The following is a 17,601-nucleotide window of genomic DNA, read 5'->3' on the forward strand; positions in this document are numbered from 1 at the left end:
TAATTCCTTTGGCATGTCAAAGGATTGTTGATTGTTAATATCGTAAATCGGGCTGCCGTAGGAATCAAACCCTTTAAAGGATAGTTTTTTAATCCCGTTTGTTGATGTACCTATCCAGATATTACCATCATCATCCGGCCAAAATGCCCACCCCCGATAATTTTGTCCTTGATTATATTGACCTTGTTCAGCCTGTTCCTCTTGTCCATTACCGTTTTTATCTTGCCAATAGCGATAATCGAATTGACTTCCCCAAAATGAAGCAGTGGGAATAGCGACTTCTCCATCAGTTTCCGGATTAAACCGATAAACATGGATACCAGCTGACTCGGTATACATACTATTAGTAAACATCAGCTTCCGACCCTTAACCCGGCGAATCATAGCACCAGCATTATGCTTGATAGTCTTCTTAATCCGATTATCATTAGGATACTTAAAGGGATTAACGGTATGGGCGACATGAGTCCATTCTTGACCTGATGATTTACTGTAATCTAGTTTAAACTGTTGATTTTTCGTATGAACAACAGTTTCATCCGCTGGATCAATATCAGGAATATCAATAAATAAGAGACCTTGCAATTTCCAATTGAGAGTGCCATCCAGTTTGTAGCTATCCAGGGTTAATCCACCTGCTTCCCAAGCGTAAATCCGACTGGGATCACTGGCGACATAAATATTATTATCCTGATCGACTCCAATCCCAGTAATTGAATTAAAATGTAAGGGTCTGATTTTTCCAATTTCCTGAGGACTTCCGCTGTAGATTCCCCCTTTAACACCAAAGGTTCCATCAGGAGTTGGATTATTACTGCTGTCTATATTTTTAAAGATTTTAATCTGGTTATCAGGTCCACCATCTCCTACTAATAGGCGATTTTGATTATCCACAACAATAGCTGTAGGGATGCGAACAGAATCAATTTTACCTTGGACTTGACCCGTTTCTGTATTTAACTTAATAATATTATTTGTCTTGTTTTGGATAACCCACAAGGAGCCAGTTTTATCTAAGGCTAACTTACCCGGTTGATTCACTGACCATTCTTTAACCGGTTTCATGGTCTGGGCATCATAAACTTTGATTTTATTGTTAGGAGTATCACTAACATATAAGCGACTATTATCTGCTGCAATTCCCCGAATCAAACCTTGATTGGTATTGATAATCAAGATACTACTATCATAGCCATTACCCCCCTTAAATTTTGCTCCTTTATAATTACTTATGTTATAGCGACGAACACAATACCATTTATCATCAGAATTGGGATATCCTACGCCATAGCGACCCTTTTGTGTCATCGCCATGTAAATATAGTTATCATTCACTGCGATCGCAGTTCCCCCGGATCGTCCCCAGCCATGGGTAGCATCTAGTTGACCAAGAACATCACCATTTTTATAAACCCCCCCTTCTCTACCAGCTTCATCCCAGGGAGCATTACCATAAACCGTACCATCGGGACTTACAGCCATCCCTAACATCGATAGCTGGACATGTTTTCCCTTGCCGGGAAGCTCACCTCCAGGACCATAGGTATTACCGATCCAAGAGGTAGTGTAAGTCAAGCCAAGGCTTGGGTTGGATTCAGCAGTTATAGTGTCATTGTTGCTAATCACAGAATGGGCAATAATTACCAAAACAGCGATCACAGGAACAATCGCAGCATATTGCCATTCGGGGATACGTATTGACATAGTTTTTTCCCTGAACTCGAAACTATTTAAAAGACTGGAGTCTGCAACCTGGGGTAGCTAGCCGTAAAGCTTCCTTAGGAACGTTTTAGAAGCTGATGATAAACAGCAGTAATCTTCTCTACCATAGTGGTGAGGGTTAGATCCTCAATGTTTTGGTGTGCTGCACGTCTTAATCTATCTTGTTCAGACGGACTAGCCAGAAGCATCTCGATCTGATCTGCTAGTGCGATCGCATTTTTAGGAGGAACTAGCACTCCTGCCTTACCGTAATCTAGTGCTTCGGGAACACCATCAACGCTAGTAGCAACAATCGGACAACCCACCTGTCGTGCTTCCATCAAAACCAGAGGGAAAGACTCACGGTGTGAAGCTAGGACAAAAACATCCGCTGCCATCATGTAAGCTTGGGGATTTTTCTGAAAACCCTCGAAGTGGATACGATCAGCAACTGACGATGCTGCAGCTTGAGTTTCAAACATTTGACGGTCGGGACCATCTCCGACTAAGTACAAATGTGCCTTAGGACAACCCTTAGCGACCTGCTCAAAAGCGCTAATTAACTCAGTAATTCCCTTACGTCGGTTCATGCCAGCTACGGTGACAATAGCTGGATGTTCCAAAGCTTTAGGAATGCAGGTTTCTATTGCAGGTAATCTAGGACTGCCTAGAGTGCGATTCTTGATCACAGGCATTTTCCCCATGGGAATACCCTGCTTAGACATCGACGTTGCTACCGCATCACTCACAGAAATCACCCGTTCAGCCAATCCCATCACTATTGAGCTACGTTGGTAAACATTGTGAATATGGGATACTAGCTTATATTTTGCGGAACCCCGTAGAAACCGAGCTAGGACTACTCCCGTCATCATGTGTCCATGGACAATATCTGGCTGAAATTCTGCGATTATCCCTCGATAACGCCCAGCAGCCTTGAGCAGATGCAACGGTTTTCGGGTCTGATCCAGTTCAAAGTGAGTGACGCCATAAGCCCTTAGCAATGTTTCATATGCCCCGCCAGCAGAGGCAATACCAACCTCATGACCGGCTTTCGCTTGCTCACAGGCAACGTCAATTGCTACATTGACAATACCATTACCACTTTGTTTAATATGGTTTAAGATATGGAGTATACGCATCAAACATCTCCCAAAAAGGAAAGCACCGCCATATTTGACCTATAAGTTAGTTAGGAATTGGTAGTTGAAACATCCGGCTGTTCCTTTCCATCTCCTACTTCTGTTATTCTTCAGTCAGTGCCATTGATCAGAAAATTTTCATAATTCTTATCTTTAGCAGTCTTCACTTCAGCAATACTTTCCATTTCATAAGAAAGCTTATTTTGATGCTGGTGATACTTATGTGCTGCCATCGTTAGACCCAAAAATCCCCAAATATAACATCCCCCAACACCAAGCATGGCGCTACCAATCGGTAGCCCGATTAAATTACTCAAACCAATAGCACGAGCAGTACTCATGAACGAATCACGGCGAATCTCAGGATATTGAAACACACTATATACCAGCAGGAGCAATCCACACATATATGGGAGAGTTCCAAACCAGCCTAATGTAAAAAACATATCTAAAATGCCACTGTCAATCACAACGCTTCGGAGTTCCCCTTGTTCGATAGTGAATGTATTTCCAATCCCATTACCTAAAGCCATAGAAAGAGCTTTGCCAAGACTCTCTTCATAGATTTGTTGTCTAGCTTCCGCGCTGTGATCATTTCCAAGGTCAGAAAATGTTGCCAAACGACTACCAATTACCTCCGAGAATGGCTCAATAGTGGTTAACGGCACGATACATATTGCCATGACCAGGATAGAAATAATTATCCGCATCTGGATTTTGGGTTTGAGTGAACTGGTCAGAGAAGCCAGTCCAAAGAACCAGCTTGCCCACATCGTCCGTGATAACGTTAGTAGAAAAGACAAATAACCAGCTATGGAAGCAGGAATACGTAAAGGACTGTTATTATTAAATAACAACAGTAAACCCACCATCATGGTTGCGGCAAACGGTCCAGTGGAATTCATAGTGCTCCACAAACGAATACCGAACGGTTCGGGATTTCCCATCGAGAACATTCTGGCGTTAATCAACCAAAATCGATCCCACTCCGGTGCGATCACATATTGCACTAAGCCATAGACTCCCATCACCAATACACCCCAGAGAAATGTGCGCTGAATGTTTTGGCGATAGCGAGGATAATCTCGCCAATTTATAAATAAGTAGAAACCTAAAAGAATCGGGGTGAACCAGTCGATCAGTCCTCGAATAGCGAAAATAGGAGTGCTTTTAATCAGACCAATAATAAAGCCATACAAAATACTGGTGAATCCCAAAATAAAAGGCAAACCCCCCTGTTTATAAGCTCTAGGAAGGTATTTTACAAAGGTATCCACAGTAATCCATGTCACCATAGGCGCTACTAGTAATACTGGACTCGGATTAACCCAGTTACTGCGATAGTCAATTAAACGACGAACCAACGGCATCAGAAACCATAGCCACCACATAAAACCTAAATAGAGGACAGGATACCGTCGATACAGAAAAAGGCCCACGGCAAACCCTACCACAGGCAACAGAATACGCAGAATGCTGCCAGCACCAGCAATAATGCCCAGTATTGTAATCACAACAAATAACAGGATGGCTGCCCAAGCAGGCGCTGGTTCTAGTTTGATAGGAATTCCTTTTGTCATTAGGTGTTAGGGATTAGATACACAGCAGTTTTAAATTGGGTGAGGTAAAAAGTTCTAGGTTTTAGGTTTTAGGTTTTAGGTTTTAGGTTTTAGGTTTTAGGTTTTAGGCAAGAGGCAAGAGGCAAGAGGCAAGAGGCAAGAAGCAAAAGGCAAAAGTCAAAAGGCAAAAGGCAAAAGGCAAGAGATTATCTAGTAATTATTGGTAATAAACAGCAAATTTATAGTGTTTTTTAAAATGCATTTTTAAATGCTATCTATGATAGATGATAGATTAGTTATTAATTAGTATAAATTAGTTAGTATAGCGTTTATTATTAACCGTGAAATACATTTTAATTTTATTTCTTGCTCCCTGCTCCCTGCTCCCTGCTCCCTAAAACCCAGAGATTATTCACCCCAAACCTTTCAACCATTCCTTTTGCTAGCCTAAGCACTTTTTCCAGCTCAACCAACCTTGCCAACGTCCACGCAAAGAAGCAAACCACTTTTGTCCTGCTAAAAGTCCTTCCTTGGGGAAAGACCGCAAACATTGTAGGAAACCGGGTTTAATTTGCGTTCCCACCAATGTTGACCAAACTATAAATATAATCCGTTGTAGAACAGGCAAGTAATCTAACAAAACTATAGTTTCATTATGTGCCGCATTAATCAGGGCAGTATCGCTAAAAACTATATCTCGCTGATCCTCATCAAAACGCTGTGCTGGATAGTGGTCTACTGCTACCCCTGGGTCATAAATCAGCTTCCAACCAGCTTTTCTTAGGGCTAGACTAAACCCGAGATCATTATGGACTTGAGCTCCCCTCCCTCGCAGACGCTGATCAAAGCGCAAGCCCGATATAGCAGTTCGTCGATAGCTCATGTTAGCTCCTTTGAGGACATCCACCTCCCGAGGTAAACCTACCCCCAGGTGGTGATTACCAATCACCCGTCCATACCATTGCACTCGACCCACTCGTTCTCTAGCTCCATTTTCCAGGTAGTTACCCAGATGTACCCAATCCCGTCCACCGACACCCCCGATCCGGTGATCTGACAGAAAATGAGTTTCAATATCAGCTAACCAATTGCCACGGGGAGCAGCATCATCATCGGTAATGGCAATAATATCTCCCTGTGCTCTATCAAGACCTGCGTTGAGAGCGGCCACCTGCCCCGGAATGCTTAATGTAACAGGACGCATGGGTAAAACCTCAGGGTTGAATGCTTCAAGAAACGCCCAAGTTTCAGAATCAGTATTCCTTACAATTACCAAGACCTCATCCGCTGGTCGAGTTTGCTTCTCCAGAGCCTCTAAACACCGTTCTAAGTCTTTTGGACGGCGATAGGTGGGGACTATAACAGTGATTCTCATTTATTCTACGGTTGAGTTAGGTTAAAGGTTGGAAGGTTGAACGCGCACGCGTGGCCTTTTGGCCAAGGTTGTTTGTCAGAATGAAGAATGAAGAATGAAGAATGAAGAATGAAGAATGAAGAATGAAGAATGAAGAATGAAGAATGGTGAAGGCATAATTCTAAATTCTAAATTCTAAATTCTAAATTCTAAATTCTAAACAGATTACTATCCTGCTGTTTGAGACCGTAAATAATTCTGTAGACTACTTAACCAGCCTTTCACCATACCTTTCAACCGTAATTCCATAGAAATTGTCCATTCAAAGACAGCACGAAAGCCCAATTTCGATAAGAACATGCGAAATCGCAAAGCTGGTGAATCTCCTAACTCTTTCAAGAGAGCAATAAGCTCCGTGCGTTCTACCTCATTGAACAGTGGACGATAACAGTATGCTGTGTGTCTTAAGGCCAGTTTACGACGCTGCTGATCAATCACTTTTGTATCCCAACCCCGTCGCTTAAAAGCAGGGAAAATACTGTCTTCAAAAACCCGAATACATCCTTTTAATTCAATATTTTTGCGCTTAGGACGTAGATTTTTAGCATCAGTCCAAACCCGATAACAGGCTAATATATCATTGGCATAAACGTTACCATAACCCACATCTGCCATTCTGACCCACATGTTATAGTCCTGTACAAAATCGGGACTATCTTCATAAAACCTAACTGCTGGCAACGTTTCAGCCCGAAACATAGCGATATTCGCAGCTACTTTTACGCCAAAAACTGCGGCTAGTAGTGATTCGTCTGCGCTCTGAAACTCGTGCTGTCTTGCAATACGTCGCACAGCTCGATTCTGACTGCGTTCATCAATTTCCTGCACAGCACTATGGGCATAACCAGCCTCTGGATGGTTCTCTAGCAGGGGTAGTAACGTTTCTACATAGTTGGGTAACAGGGCATCATCTGAATCCAAACGAACAATAAATTCAGTGTTTGGCTGTTTCAAAACGCAATTGTTGTTAGCTGCCATACCTAGGTTTTTAGGCTGCCGATAGTACCGTACTTGAGGAAACTGCTGGCATAGTTCTGCCATCACCTCAGGGGTTTCATCAGTGCTAGCGTCGTCTGACACCCAAACTTCCACATTGGGATAGGTTTGACCACAAGCGCTACCCACTGACTCCCATAAGTACTGGGCTTGATTATAGGTAGGGATGCAAATAGCAACTGGTTTCAGGGAACATACCACTTTGGACCAAACATACCGCATTAAGCTGTATGATCGTGATTCTACCGCCCAAATCAAAAGATAGAACAGATAGATTTGCCAAAATGGGATGCTCCCTGCTTTCATGTCCTTCATCAGGAATAGTTCCTCTATACGAAAGTTATGTTACAATCAAATAATCGTAATAACTATTAAATTTTCGTGATTCAAGAGTGCTAATTTTTTATTCAACAGCAACAAATAGCGATCCGGTTAGTTTCCCAAAAAAGGCTCGATCGGGTTATTTCTTGATTAAAAAATTTTTAACAAATTGTTTCAATAGTCCTGATTTACCAGACAAATAGTCTACTATCACCTTTTTATCTTGCCAGAGAATAAAATAATCCCTTAAAGAGCACTTATCGACCATAGTCGGTACTACTGTTAGCCGTTGACAGTCAACAGTCAACATTCAACAAAAACCAATCAATTACAATAGGGAGCCGTTTAGGAATTGTGATAATTTTTGATGCCATATTCCCTGCTCCCTGCTCCCTGCTCCCTGCTCCCTTTGCGAAACATTAAATTTAGACTACTTGATCAGTTCTTCAAATAAATCCACATAGCTTTGTGCCATCTTTTCCCAACTGTATTGGGCGGCTATCATTGGTGCAGCTTGGCTCATCTGTTTCCTTTTTTCAGGATTACTAACCAAAAAGCTTAGCTCTTTTGCCAAAGCCTGGGTATCGTTGGGGTCAGACAAAACCACTCCGCAGGCTGGAGTAACCAATTCAGCCCCCCCGGCTGTGCTGGCGGTAATGACTGGCAAACCTGAAGCCATTGCTTCTAGGAGCACTAGTGTGCAGGCTTCATAACGGGATGGAAAGACAAATAAATCTACGGCTCGCATGATCTCAGGGAGGTCACGTCGGTACCCGAGAAAATGTACCCGTTCGCTGACATTTAGGCTTGCGGCTAGCTGAGGATAAGGACTACCTTCTGTGATGCCAGCAACAGCTAGGTGTAACTCAGGCACTTGGACTAAGGCGTGCAGAATTGTATCCAAGTTCTTGCGAGGTGTTCGGATATCCCCAGCAAAAAATGCTAAAGGCACTCCCTCAGGAAGACCCAATTGTTTGCGGTCAGCCACACCGGGATAAAATTCTTGTAAGTCAACACCATTGACAATCACCTGAATGGATTCAGGGGGTACACCAATGTCTACTAATTCTTTCTTGACCTTTCCGGAAACTGCGACTACTACTTTTGCCTGACGGAAGGATTTTTTTTCCCAATGGGCATTCAAGGTTGTAACTAGCCACTGGTAAAGACCATACAAATCCCGACGTAGCCGAGAAGTATGGGCAGGCGATCGCAACCAAGAACTGTGGACAAAATGTACAGCATTCACATCTGAGCCAGCTCTGGTAATGGACCCGTTAACCTTTACTAATTCCAGCTGACTACGGTGTTGATTTAACCAATTCCCACTCCGCCAGGAAAATACCAGATGACGAATTAGTGCTGTTGGCCACCTTTTAACTGGAATCAAAATCCAGTTTACCTGATTACTCTGCTGGAGTTCTGGGGCGACATGACTGGCTAATAAGGTGACCTGATGACCGCGACGAATGGCTTCTTTGGCAACTTCATAGTTGACTCGACCTTGGCCATCATTTTTCATGACTTTGTGGGTAACGATACAGAGTTTCATGAGTAGCTATCCTGTAAAAATTATCGAAAACTCTGACTAGTGCATCCTTGGCAGAAGTCTTTAATACTAAATCCGGTTCTCATACCCCTTTTGGTGAGAAATCCTTAAGACTACATCATCCTTAACCACCAGTATGAGTTAAAAACCTTTGTGAATACCGCGTTTTGCTGGGATACTCCGGTTGAGAGAAAGGCACGACAGCCGTTAGAACAGGCGTTAATTCAGCGATGGAAATTACTTTTTAACAAAGAGTATGGAAATGGTGGGGTCAGCCATTAGGATGATTTGTTCTAGGAAAATCTCAGCTTACAACATCTAAGTGATCGCATTCTTGCAAGCCTTTCAAAAACTTAAACTGACCCGACCCAAACAAATGCAGGATATCTTGAGCGCGAGTCATTGAAACGTAAAGTTCCCGTCTAGCCTCGGCTTCATCTCCCACGCCAAACTGCTGCACCCACAGAAGAATCACGGCTTTGAACTCCAGACCGAGGGAAGACTTGGCGGTAATCAGTCTTACTCCTGGATGACGGATGCTGTAATTCTCCTTGTTTTTATTGTCTTTACAGACCCAATAGTAGCCCAAGCCCGATTCTAACTGTTGAGTCAGAAAGCTAAACGGTTCCTTTTCGTAGTCTTTCAAATACCGATAGATGATAGCGATGTCTTGGGGTTGGTAGCCTTGAGTGGTGAGTTGCTGAATTTGTGCGATCGCATTTTCAACTTCTGCCATTCGACTCTCACACAGATACAGAGTTGGACGTTTGCCCTGGCGGAGTGCAGCAGAGGGTTTAACAACGGGAAAGGTTTCTTCTCCATCTTCTTTAATCGAGAATGACTGAACTAAATCCCAAGCGGCGGATAAGATTTCTTTGGTGTTTCGATAGTTGTCCTTGAGTTTCTTAACTCTGCCCTTTGCCTTGATTCCGACTGACTTCCAGGTGAACTTTTGGCGTTTGTAGATACTTTGACTTTTATCCGAAACGATAAGCAAGTCACCATTATCTGGGTCTTTGAGTGCCTCTTTGCAACACCTAAACCAATTGGGATAGAAGGTGTGAGCTTCATCAACAAGTACAGCATCCCATTTTTCTTCTGTGGGAATATCAGATAGGGCTTCCAAAAGGAGATCAGCTAACACCTCGTTAGATTCTTCTTCTGAGTTGTAATCTTTGAAATTGGGTAATCGGCCCATGATGGATTTAGCCCAAGCGTGGAAGTGTATAACTCGAATCCGTTCTTGATAGAGGGGATTGTTTTCTTCTTCGATAAGCGATCGCAAGTAGGCTGCTAATGTTTTGTTGAAGCACAGAATTAGGACTCGTTTGTTGAAGTTTTCCCCAGCGAGATACTTGGCGCGACTAAGTAAGATTATAGTTTTGCCTGACCCCACTACGCCACAGAACAATCGATGACCATGGCCAAGAGAACGAGCCAACTGTTCCTGTTTATTGTCCAGAGTTTTGATTACAGTTGCATCGGGTTTGAGGGTAAATCCAGAGGGCACACTTTTAATTGTTGCAGGTTCTTTATTGACAACAACTTCAGGATGAATGACACCCTTGATAGTGCTAATTTGGTCATCTTCCAAACCCATAAACTTAAACCGAACAGTGAACATATCCTCTAATCGCTTCATCAAAGCCCGTTCACCGATACCATCCCATTCGAGCAATTCATCTGTGTAGACAACTTGAGGCTTCTCCAGAATTGAGTAGATGTTTTCATTTCTGGCTTTGGCTTCAGAGATATTAGTCATTATCGCACCAAATCCAATGGGAAAGGCTAACTTTCCTTGATAGTCCTCCTCATCTTGACAGAGAATTGAGTAACTTTTGAGTTTATTAAGCAATGTATCCCGATAACCCTTGCCCTGTCTCAATGGGGATTGTTGAGTTTCAATCCGTCCATTCATTCGTTTAATTTTAAAGTTTGGATCACTTGCCCGTAGAATTTGGCTAGCTTTCCAAGCTTTCACCTCCAGGATTAATAGTCCCAATGTCGGTCCGAGAATAATGAAATCGGGGTAGAGTTTGTTTATGTTGGGTTCATACCATACATGACAATCATCGGGGAGTTCATCTCTGAGGATTTTGAATAGTCGCTTTTCTCCACTGCTTGCTTTTGAGGGGATTGCATCTGGAACGATTAATGCCATTGACAGATTCCTTGGAATTTATGTTTCTATTACCAACATAGATAATGAATTGCCAGAGGTAAAAAGTGAAGAGATTGATTTTATGATATCTCTGCTTTAGAAATTATAGTCAATATGGTTCTCATCACCATTTTATTTTAATGGCCTATATTATTGACGATGGAACTGGATTTGGTCAATTTTTATAAAGGGGTTGTGAGAATTGTATTTGGTATAAATACCTGATATGGCAATCCTAATTTAAACCTTAGAGAAATCATAAGGACTATAGGTAGATTCCTGGTTGACTGACAAAAGTAATAGCGTGAAATCTTCAAACGCTTATCATAGAAGCGATGCAGCGCGGTTTTGGGGAGGCAACGCGGTCTTGGGGGTCTCCCCCCGGAGACGAAACCTGTTTATTGTGGAGCCTTTATAGTTAGCAGGTTATGCAGAAAAGGGTTAAATATTTGTTAATAGCGATGCAGCGCGGTCTTGGGGGTTTCCCCCATGAGCGACTGCATCAAGACAAGGCTCCACTATCTTACGGTAACTATCGCCTTTGGCGACGCTTGGCCGTAGGCCACGCCAAAGGCGAACGCGAACAAACCATGAGCAACTGCCGTGGTTTCCCCCACTCGCGCTTTGTATGGCTGACAAGGATTGAGGAAATTTACATCCATGTAGAGGGAGCCAGCATTCTATGAATTGATACCACTCTAATCATCGGAATACTGTGAAAAAAACTTCCGCCTCTACAATGCCTTGAACACCTGGCTATATCAACCCCATCAATGGGTTCATCTCAGTGACAGGTTAAACATTTACTCCCCATACTATTATGCAGTTCTTTGGATGCGTAAGTGGTTCTTCTTTTAAGATTTTGGAGCCAGGAATCATTTTAATCAGTTCATCTGATTTGTAAGAGTTGAATTCCTGGGGTGTGATTTCATTATAGGTTATATAACCTCTCTTTGAGTTAAAAATGACTTTATTCAAATAGATATCCTGTATCGTTCGTGGAAGTTCTGTAAAGGCATAATTACTTATGACTAAATCATAGTCTCTCTGTCCTAATTTGTTCATCGTATTATAAGTTAATACTGAATGAAGAATGTAATTATCCAAAAATATTTGAGCAAGAGACAGAGCTGGCTCGATGTCAACTAAGCAATATGTAGCGGGCTTATAATAGGCATTGATAACTCGACACTGTCCACCGTATCCAACACCTATTTCACAAATATTCAGATTGTCTGCTGTCTGAAAGAGCCTCTTAAGATCTGCAAGAACTTTAATATATCGAAGAGTAGATGGTGCAATCATTCCTATATTAGGATATTCATACATTCTGGGATTTCCATAATCATCGTTCGATTTGAATTTATTGATCCCTGCTAAAATATCTGATTCATTAGATATTAATCGGAGATATTCATTGCCTTCTTCACGGGAAACATGCTCTAGAATTTGATTATAAATGGGGTTTCTTCTGAAATTATTGAATAACCTATAATCATTGCTAGCTTGGATACATATTTGGGGGTAAGCTTGATTGTCTGACAGACTGGTGGAAATGCGACTGGGAACCGAGCTTAAATCTATCTTTTTAAGTATTTTTTTGACTAAGTTATTCATAATCTATAGTTTCTCCTTTTTATTAGATCTCAAAGTTGTAAATTTATAACTCAAAAACCTTGAAAATTGTTTTAGAATTTAATGGTCGTATTTTTGTAAAAATGAAATGCAACGAATGCTTGTTGGCACTCACTTTAATCAAGGCATGCTATCTCTTGTAATATAAGCATTTGAACACTTTCGTATTCATTTTTTTTCGTAAATCAGGGGTTACCACTATTAAGTATATTGACTAGTATTACAATTTGGGATGGATTGCTATTTTTGTCATGATTGACTATTATCTTTATTGTAAATACTATACATTATTCAAATATTTCTAACTGTCCTAGGGAGTTGTGAAGAAATTATTTGAGGTTTTATGATTTCGAAATACTCAGCTTAATTCCGGAAATTATTAATGTAATTTTGAATGTACTTTTGTCTGTTGGATAATTTCCCGTCTCGGAGATATCTCGAAAGGATTGACTAATTGTTGAGGTATAACGGTGAGGATGAGAGCTGCTACAGTTCGCAGACTAAAACTTTGATTCAAGGCACGAAAAAGATAGGGGCGTGCTTCTGCTACACGTCCATCCCGTATCAGCCCAATACCCAGAGTTGTGTTGGCTTGTGCTAATTTCTGGGTAAAGTAATTCCGATGCTTTTGTAATTGAGGATCTGCTAAAAAGTGTTCGTAGCAAAAAATACCTGACTTACCTTTACGGATCTGAGCCTTGGCGTTTCCACTCCCACTCATATGGGTTTCAGATAATTCATGCACGCGGTATCGAGTTAGTCTTTCTGGATAGTAGTACGCGCCATCACCATTGCGGCAAGCTAGGTAGGTTAGGTAGTAATCCCAATAGACCCCCACTGACAACAGTTCATCCCAATTAACCTTGTCCCTGCGAATCACAGCAGAGGATGCAGGAGACACTGCTTGGTCTACTAGTCCGATCGTAAAGAACGGCTGATATACCTCTGCTTTAAGTTGGTCACGCTTCCAAAGCCTGGTATGTGCTTCAGTAGTTGCATAATTAATTACGCCATCTGCGTCTATAATATAATGGTCGCAGAAAGCGACAACTACATTTGGATTCGCTTCTAGGGGAGGAACTAGCTTTTCTAAAAAGTCTGGATTCCACAGGTCATCGTCATTGAGACTTGCTACATATTTTCCCTGAGCTTGTTTAAATGCCCCAGCAACATTAGGACCATTTCCTAGATTATTTGAGTTTCGACGGAATTGGATCCGATCATCCTGAAATGACTCAATCATAGCTTGCGGATTCTCAGGGCTACAATCGTCAGAAACAATAATTTCAAGATTTTTGTAGGTCTGTTGGAGTACGCTTTCAACTGCTTGTTTGAGGTAGCTCAAGCGGTTATAGGTGGGGATGATAACACTCACTAGCGGTTTTTGCCCTTCTTGATGCTTTGACATATCCTTGTTATCTTGCCTATGGTTATAATAAGGAATTAATTACTGTGCAAATGAAACTGGAGCGACATCTAGTGGCACATCATAAATTTGAAAACTCTCTAACGATATGTCAGCCTTGGGATCCTCAATCCAGTACAAAGGTACCCGTCCATAAAAACCAGCCCACATGTTATAGGTACTTGGGGGACCTATGATATAGTCACACTGAGCAAGTGAGTACATATCTTCTACAATGTGGTTGTTGGCAAAAGCAAAATCTAATTTTGATAATTTATCTCTGTCCTGGGGCACATTTGAACATATTAAAAATTTAACTTTTTTTCCTGGGAAAAGACGTTCTGTTTTTTTCATTAAGTTCACATAAGCATCAGTGCTGTAGAGATATTTTGCTCCTAGCAATTTTTTATAATCTCCCTGTCTAATGTGAACACCAACCATAATATCACAGGTTTTTTTGAGGTTAGTTACGAGTTTGTTAATATTTTCAGTATGTTTTTTTAGTGGCGTAAAAAACTTTCTAATTGTGTCTGAATGCTTCAAAAATAGACCAGAATTTCTAAACCAAAATCCATGAATAAATACTAATTGATTTTTTTTGAAATACTTAGCAAATTGATCATCAAAAATGACCCCTCTATGTACCCCAGTATCTCTTAATATTTTTATATTTGAAAACTTAAAGTCCGTAGCATCTTTAACCAATAATCGGCTTGAATGGTAAACAACTCTATGGAAATTTCTTTTAAGTTTAAGGCTATTCCCTTTAAGAAATGATTTTTTGGCAGGGTATCGACAAAAAAAATCCTTATGGGTTCCCTCAAAAAAAACGGCATATTCATCAAAGGCAGGATTTATAAACTTGAGGTTGTATTCCATTGCAAAAGCCATAAAATTTGCAAATAGCATCATCCTATTGCCTAATTGACCTGTTTTTCTAACAATGATAAACATGTTATGTTTTCGATAATATTGACGAGGGATAAACTATAGTTATTACTAGGATTTGACATTGATGATGGCTAGTAGCTAGTTTCAATTTGTTTGACCAACTTCATGCTGCATCTTGTGATATTTCCAAAGTTTACCGCGCTTTTCGAGTAACTCTTGATACCTTCCTTGCTCTACAATTCGCCCCTGTTCGAGAACAACTACCTTATCAGCTTTGGAAATGGTCGATAAGCGATGGGCAATGGTAATTACTGTCCGTCCTACAGAAAGTTTTTCTAAGGACTCCTGAATCAGACGCTCAGACACAGAATCTAAGGCACTAGTTGCCTCATCTAAGATCAGAATCTCTGGTGCTCGCAGTAAAGCACGAGCAATGGCCAGCCGTTGACGTTGACCTCCAGATAATCGAACTCCGCGATCACCCAGTTGCGTGTCAAAACCTTCAGGCAAATCTAGGATAAAGTCCAATGCATTAGCAAGTTTTGCGGCTTCTCGAATTGCCAGGTCATCTGCCTGTTCTGAACCATAAGCAATGTTATTGCGAACAGAGGTGTTGAAAATAAATGTATCCTGACTGACAATAGCTAGCTTACGACGCACAGAGTTAATTTCAAACTCTTGTATGTCAATGCCATCAATGATAACTTTACCTGCGGTTGGGTCATAAAATCGAGGAATTAAGTCAGCAAGGGTGGTTTTACCTGAACCAGAAGCACCGACCAGGGCTGTTGTTTCTCCCTTGTTGATAGTTAAGGTAATATCATGCAGTACCAGGTTAGAGGGATCGTAACCAAAATTCACGGAAGCAAACTCGATGGCTCGCTCTAATCCTGAAAATTCCACGTTACCATTCTGCAAGTATGGCTTGTTGTCAGTTCTCAGCAGCTCTTTAATGTTATTCATTGGTCCGGTGAATTCCCCCAGACGCCCTCTGGCATTATTAATCAGACGTACAATCGGGATCACACGAAACAAAACAAACAAGAAGGTCAGTAATGAAGCTGGCTGCATCTGTCCATTAGGAACGAAGATGCTAAACGCTACAATAATCATGCCGATTAAAATTGTGGTGGCTACGCTTTCCGCAATCGGTTCTATAGCATACCCAAATGAAGTAGATTTGATAGTGATGTTTGCAAATTTTTGGCTAGCGTCATAGAATCGTCTACGCTCAAAGTCCTGAGTTGCAAATGCCTTAACTGTGCGAATGCTATTGATAAACTCTACAGCAACTGAAGTAAAGTTACTGCCTGCCTTGGAAACCTCAAAACTTGTCTCTCGCAACCTTTTAACCAAGTTAGAAAGAGCAACACTCATGAGGCTAAAGAGCATTAATGATGCAATGGAAAGTTGCCAAGAAAGCAAGAACATTGATATGACATAGACAACTAGAATAGAAATTCTAGTCAACATAACAGCTGTCACATCAAACGCTTGATGAATTTTTTCTAATTCGGTGGTTAGACTGTAAACTAGCGCTCCAGAACGGGTCTGAGAAAAGTAACCCAAACTCAGCCGTTGAAGTTGCTCAAATAGCTTCTTGCGCAGCCTATCTAACAAATTCATCTGAGTAATTGTGCTGTACCTGCGCCCACCAAACATAAAGGCTGAACGCAACCAGGTTGTGATCAGAATTAGAGCAGATATCCGGTAAATTCTCTCATTTAGCGGTCTATTTACTCCAAGAAACCACATATCTATCCAGTTAATTCCTGTCTGGATTGGGGTAGCATCAGGGTCGGTTATATTTTGTAAAAAATTTAGAATAAATCCTAAACCAAAGCCTTCAAGCAATGCTGCAAATATCGTTAAAGTAATAGCGATAAAAGCAGCTTGCTTAAGGAATTTAAATTCCCTTAATATGAATTGGTTATCTTGCCACAACTTAGTAGATTTAGTAAATCTAATTACAGAATCAATAAGCTTTAATTCAACACTTCTATATAGAATACTCACTGGTTTAATTTAGACCTATTGTGATTGTTGTTTAATACTGATTTTCAACAAGGTTTAACTAAAAAAAACTAAGATCACTCTCCACCATTTCCGCGACAATATCAGGAAAATTATTTTTACTGTTCCAATTCAGCTCATCCCGAATTTTCCAGCTATCCCCACAAAGGGGCACTGCTTCTGTCGGACGATAAAACCTCTGATCAACTTCCACAAAATCTTGATAATCAAGACCGACGTGACTAAACGCACAATCTACTAATTCACGAACCGAGTGATTCATTCCGGAAGCAATTACATAATTCTCTGGAGAATGGTTTTGCAGCATTAGCCACATGGCATAGACATAATCCGGAGCATATCCCCAGTCCCTGAGAGCATCTAGATTTCCTAGATAAAGCTTATTTTCTAACCCCAGCTTGATCTTGGCGACAGTAGAGGTAATTTTGCGAGTGACAAACTTAAAGTCACGCCTTGGGGATTCATGATTGTAAAGAATCCCGGTACAAGCAAAAATACCATACTGGTTACGATAGTTTTGCACCAGATGATGACTTGCTAGCTTGGAAATACCATACACAGACCGGGGATTAAAAGGAGTCAGCTCATTTTGAGGGGCATGGAACACCCTGCCAAACATTTCAGAAGAACCTGCAAAAAAGAAACGACACTCCGGTACCACTTCTTTAATTGATGCCAGTAAATGGTGGGTTCCATTAAAATTACTGGTTAAGATAGACGATTCATCATCAAAGGAATAACTGACAAAACTGGATGCAGCTAAGTGATAACACTCGTCAGGTTTAATCTTGGA

Annotated in this window: 13 protein-coding genes; 1 reads left to right on the forward strand and 12 read right to left on the reverse strand. The window is 41.2% G+C overall.

Annotated elements, in window-relative coordinates; all coding sequences use genetic code 11:
- From F6K52_RS16335 to F6K52_RS16365, 7 genes are all read right to left on the reverse strand, one after another.
- The coding region (locus tag F6K52_RS16335; protein ID WP_293079384.1) for a hypothetical protein at positions 1-1,704 on the reverse strand (1,704 nt) is incomplete at its 3' end.
- Positions 1,705-1,778: 74 nt separating this feature from the next.
- Complete coding sequence (locus tag F6K52_RS16340; protein ID WP_293079386.1) at positions 1,779-2,843, reverse strand: glycosyltransferase; 1,065 nt, start codon at positions 2,841-2,843, stop codon at positions 1,779-1,781.
- 110 nt (positions 2,844-2,953) lie between these two features.
- On the reverse strand, positions 2,954-4,423 hold the full coding sequence (locus F6K52_RS16345) for an O-antigen ligase domain-containing protein (protein WP_293079388.1): 1,470 nt from the start codon (positions 4,421-4,423) through the stop codon (positions 2,954-2,956).
- Positions 4,424-4,844: 421 nt separating this feature from the next.
- Positions 4,845-5,777 (reverse strand): glycosyltransferase family 2 protein, encoded by a 933-nt coding sequence (locus tag F6K52_RS16350; protein WP_293079390.1) that lies wholly within the window; start codon positions 5,775-5,777, stop codon positions 4,845-4,847.
- Positions 5,778-5,984: 207 nt separating this feature from the next.
- Entirely contained in the window at positions 5,985-7,127 is a 1,143-nt protein-coding gene (locus tag F6K52_RS16355) for a glycosyltransferase family 2 protein (RefSeq protein WP_293079392.1), read from the reverse strand.
- A 436-nt stretch (positions 7,128-7,563) separates the two neighbouring features.
- The gene (locus F6K52_RS16360; RefSeq protein WP_293079394.1) at positions 7,564-8,685 is read right to left on the reverse strand and encodes a glycosyltransferase family 4 protein; all 1,122 of its coding nucleotides are present in this window, start codon (positions 8,683-8,685) and stop codon (positions 7,564-7,566) included.
- A 301-nt stretch (positions 8,686-8,986) separates the two neighbouring features.
- Positions 8,987-10,843 carry a nuclease-related domain-containing DEAD/DEAH box helicase gene (locus tag F6K52_RS16365; RefSeq protein WP_293079396.1) on the reverse strand — a complete coding sequence of 619 codons (1,857 nt, stop codon included), beginning with the start codon at positions 10,841-10,843 and terminating at the stop codon, positions 8,987-8,989.
- A gap of 461 nt (positions 10,844-11,304) precedes the next feature.
- Between F6K52_RS16365 and F6K52_RS16370 the strand changes: the two genes are divergently transcribed.
- Entirely contained in the window at positions 11,305-11,529 is a 225-nt protein-coding gene (locus F6K52_RS16370) for a hypothetical protein (protein ID WP_293079398.1), read from the forward strand.
- A gap of 109 nt (positions 11,530-11,638) precedes the next feature.
- Here the strand turns inward: F6K52_RS16370 and F6K52_RS16375 are convergent, their stop codons facing one another.
- The 5 genes from F6K52_RS16375 to F6K52_RS16395 form a co-directional block, all read right to left on the reverse strand.
- Positions 11,639-12,460: a putative sugar O-methyltransferase gene (locus tag F6K52_RS16375; RefSeq protein ID WP_293079400.1), complete on the reverse strand. Its 822-nt coding sequence runs from the start codon at positions 12,458-12,460 to the stop codon at positions 11,639-11,641.
- Between the two features lie 397 nt (positions 12,461-12,857).
- Positions 12,858-13,886, reverse strand: a complete 1,029-nt coding sequence (locus tag F6K52_RS16380; RefSeq protein ID WP_293079402.1) for a glycosyltransferase family 2 protein — start codon at positions 13,884-13,886, stop codon at positions 12,858-12,860.
- 39 nt (positions 13,887-13,925) lie between these two features.
- Positions 13,926-14,837: an alpha-1,2-fucosyltransferase gene (locus F6K52_RS16385; RefSeq protein WP_293079404.1), complete on the reverse strand. Its 912-nt coding sequence runs from the start codon at positions 14,835-14,837 to the stop codon at positions 13,926-13,928.
- An 81-nt stretch (positions 14,838-14,918) separates the two neighbouring features.
- Entirely contained in the window at positions 14,919-16,790 is a 1,872-nt protein-coding gene (gene hepA / locus F6K52_RS16390) for a heterocyst formation ABC transporter subunit HepA (protein ID WP_293079406.1), read from the reverse strand.
- 58 nt (positions 16,791-16,848) lie between these two features.
- Positions 16,849-17,601, reverse strand: a 753-nt coding sequence (locus F6K52_RS16395; RefSeq protein ID WP_293079408.1) for a GDP-mannose 4,6-dehydratase, incomplete at its 5' end; no start/stop codon positions are given.

The sequence above is a fragment of the Moorena sp. SIO3H5 genome, from assembly GCF_010692395.1.
In the GTDB taxonomy this organism is placed as follows: domain Bacteria; phylum Cyanobacteriota; class Cyanobacteriia; order Cyanobacteriales; family Coleofasciculaceae; genus Moorena.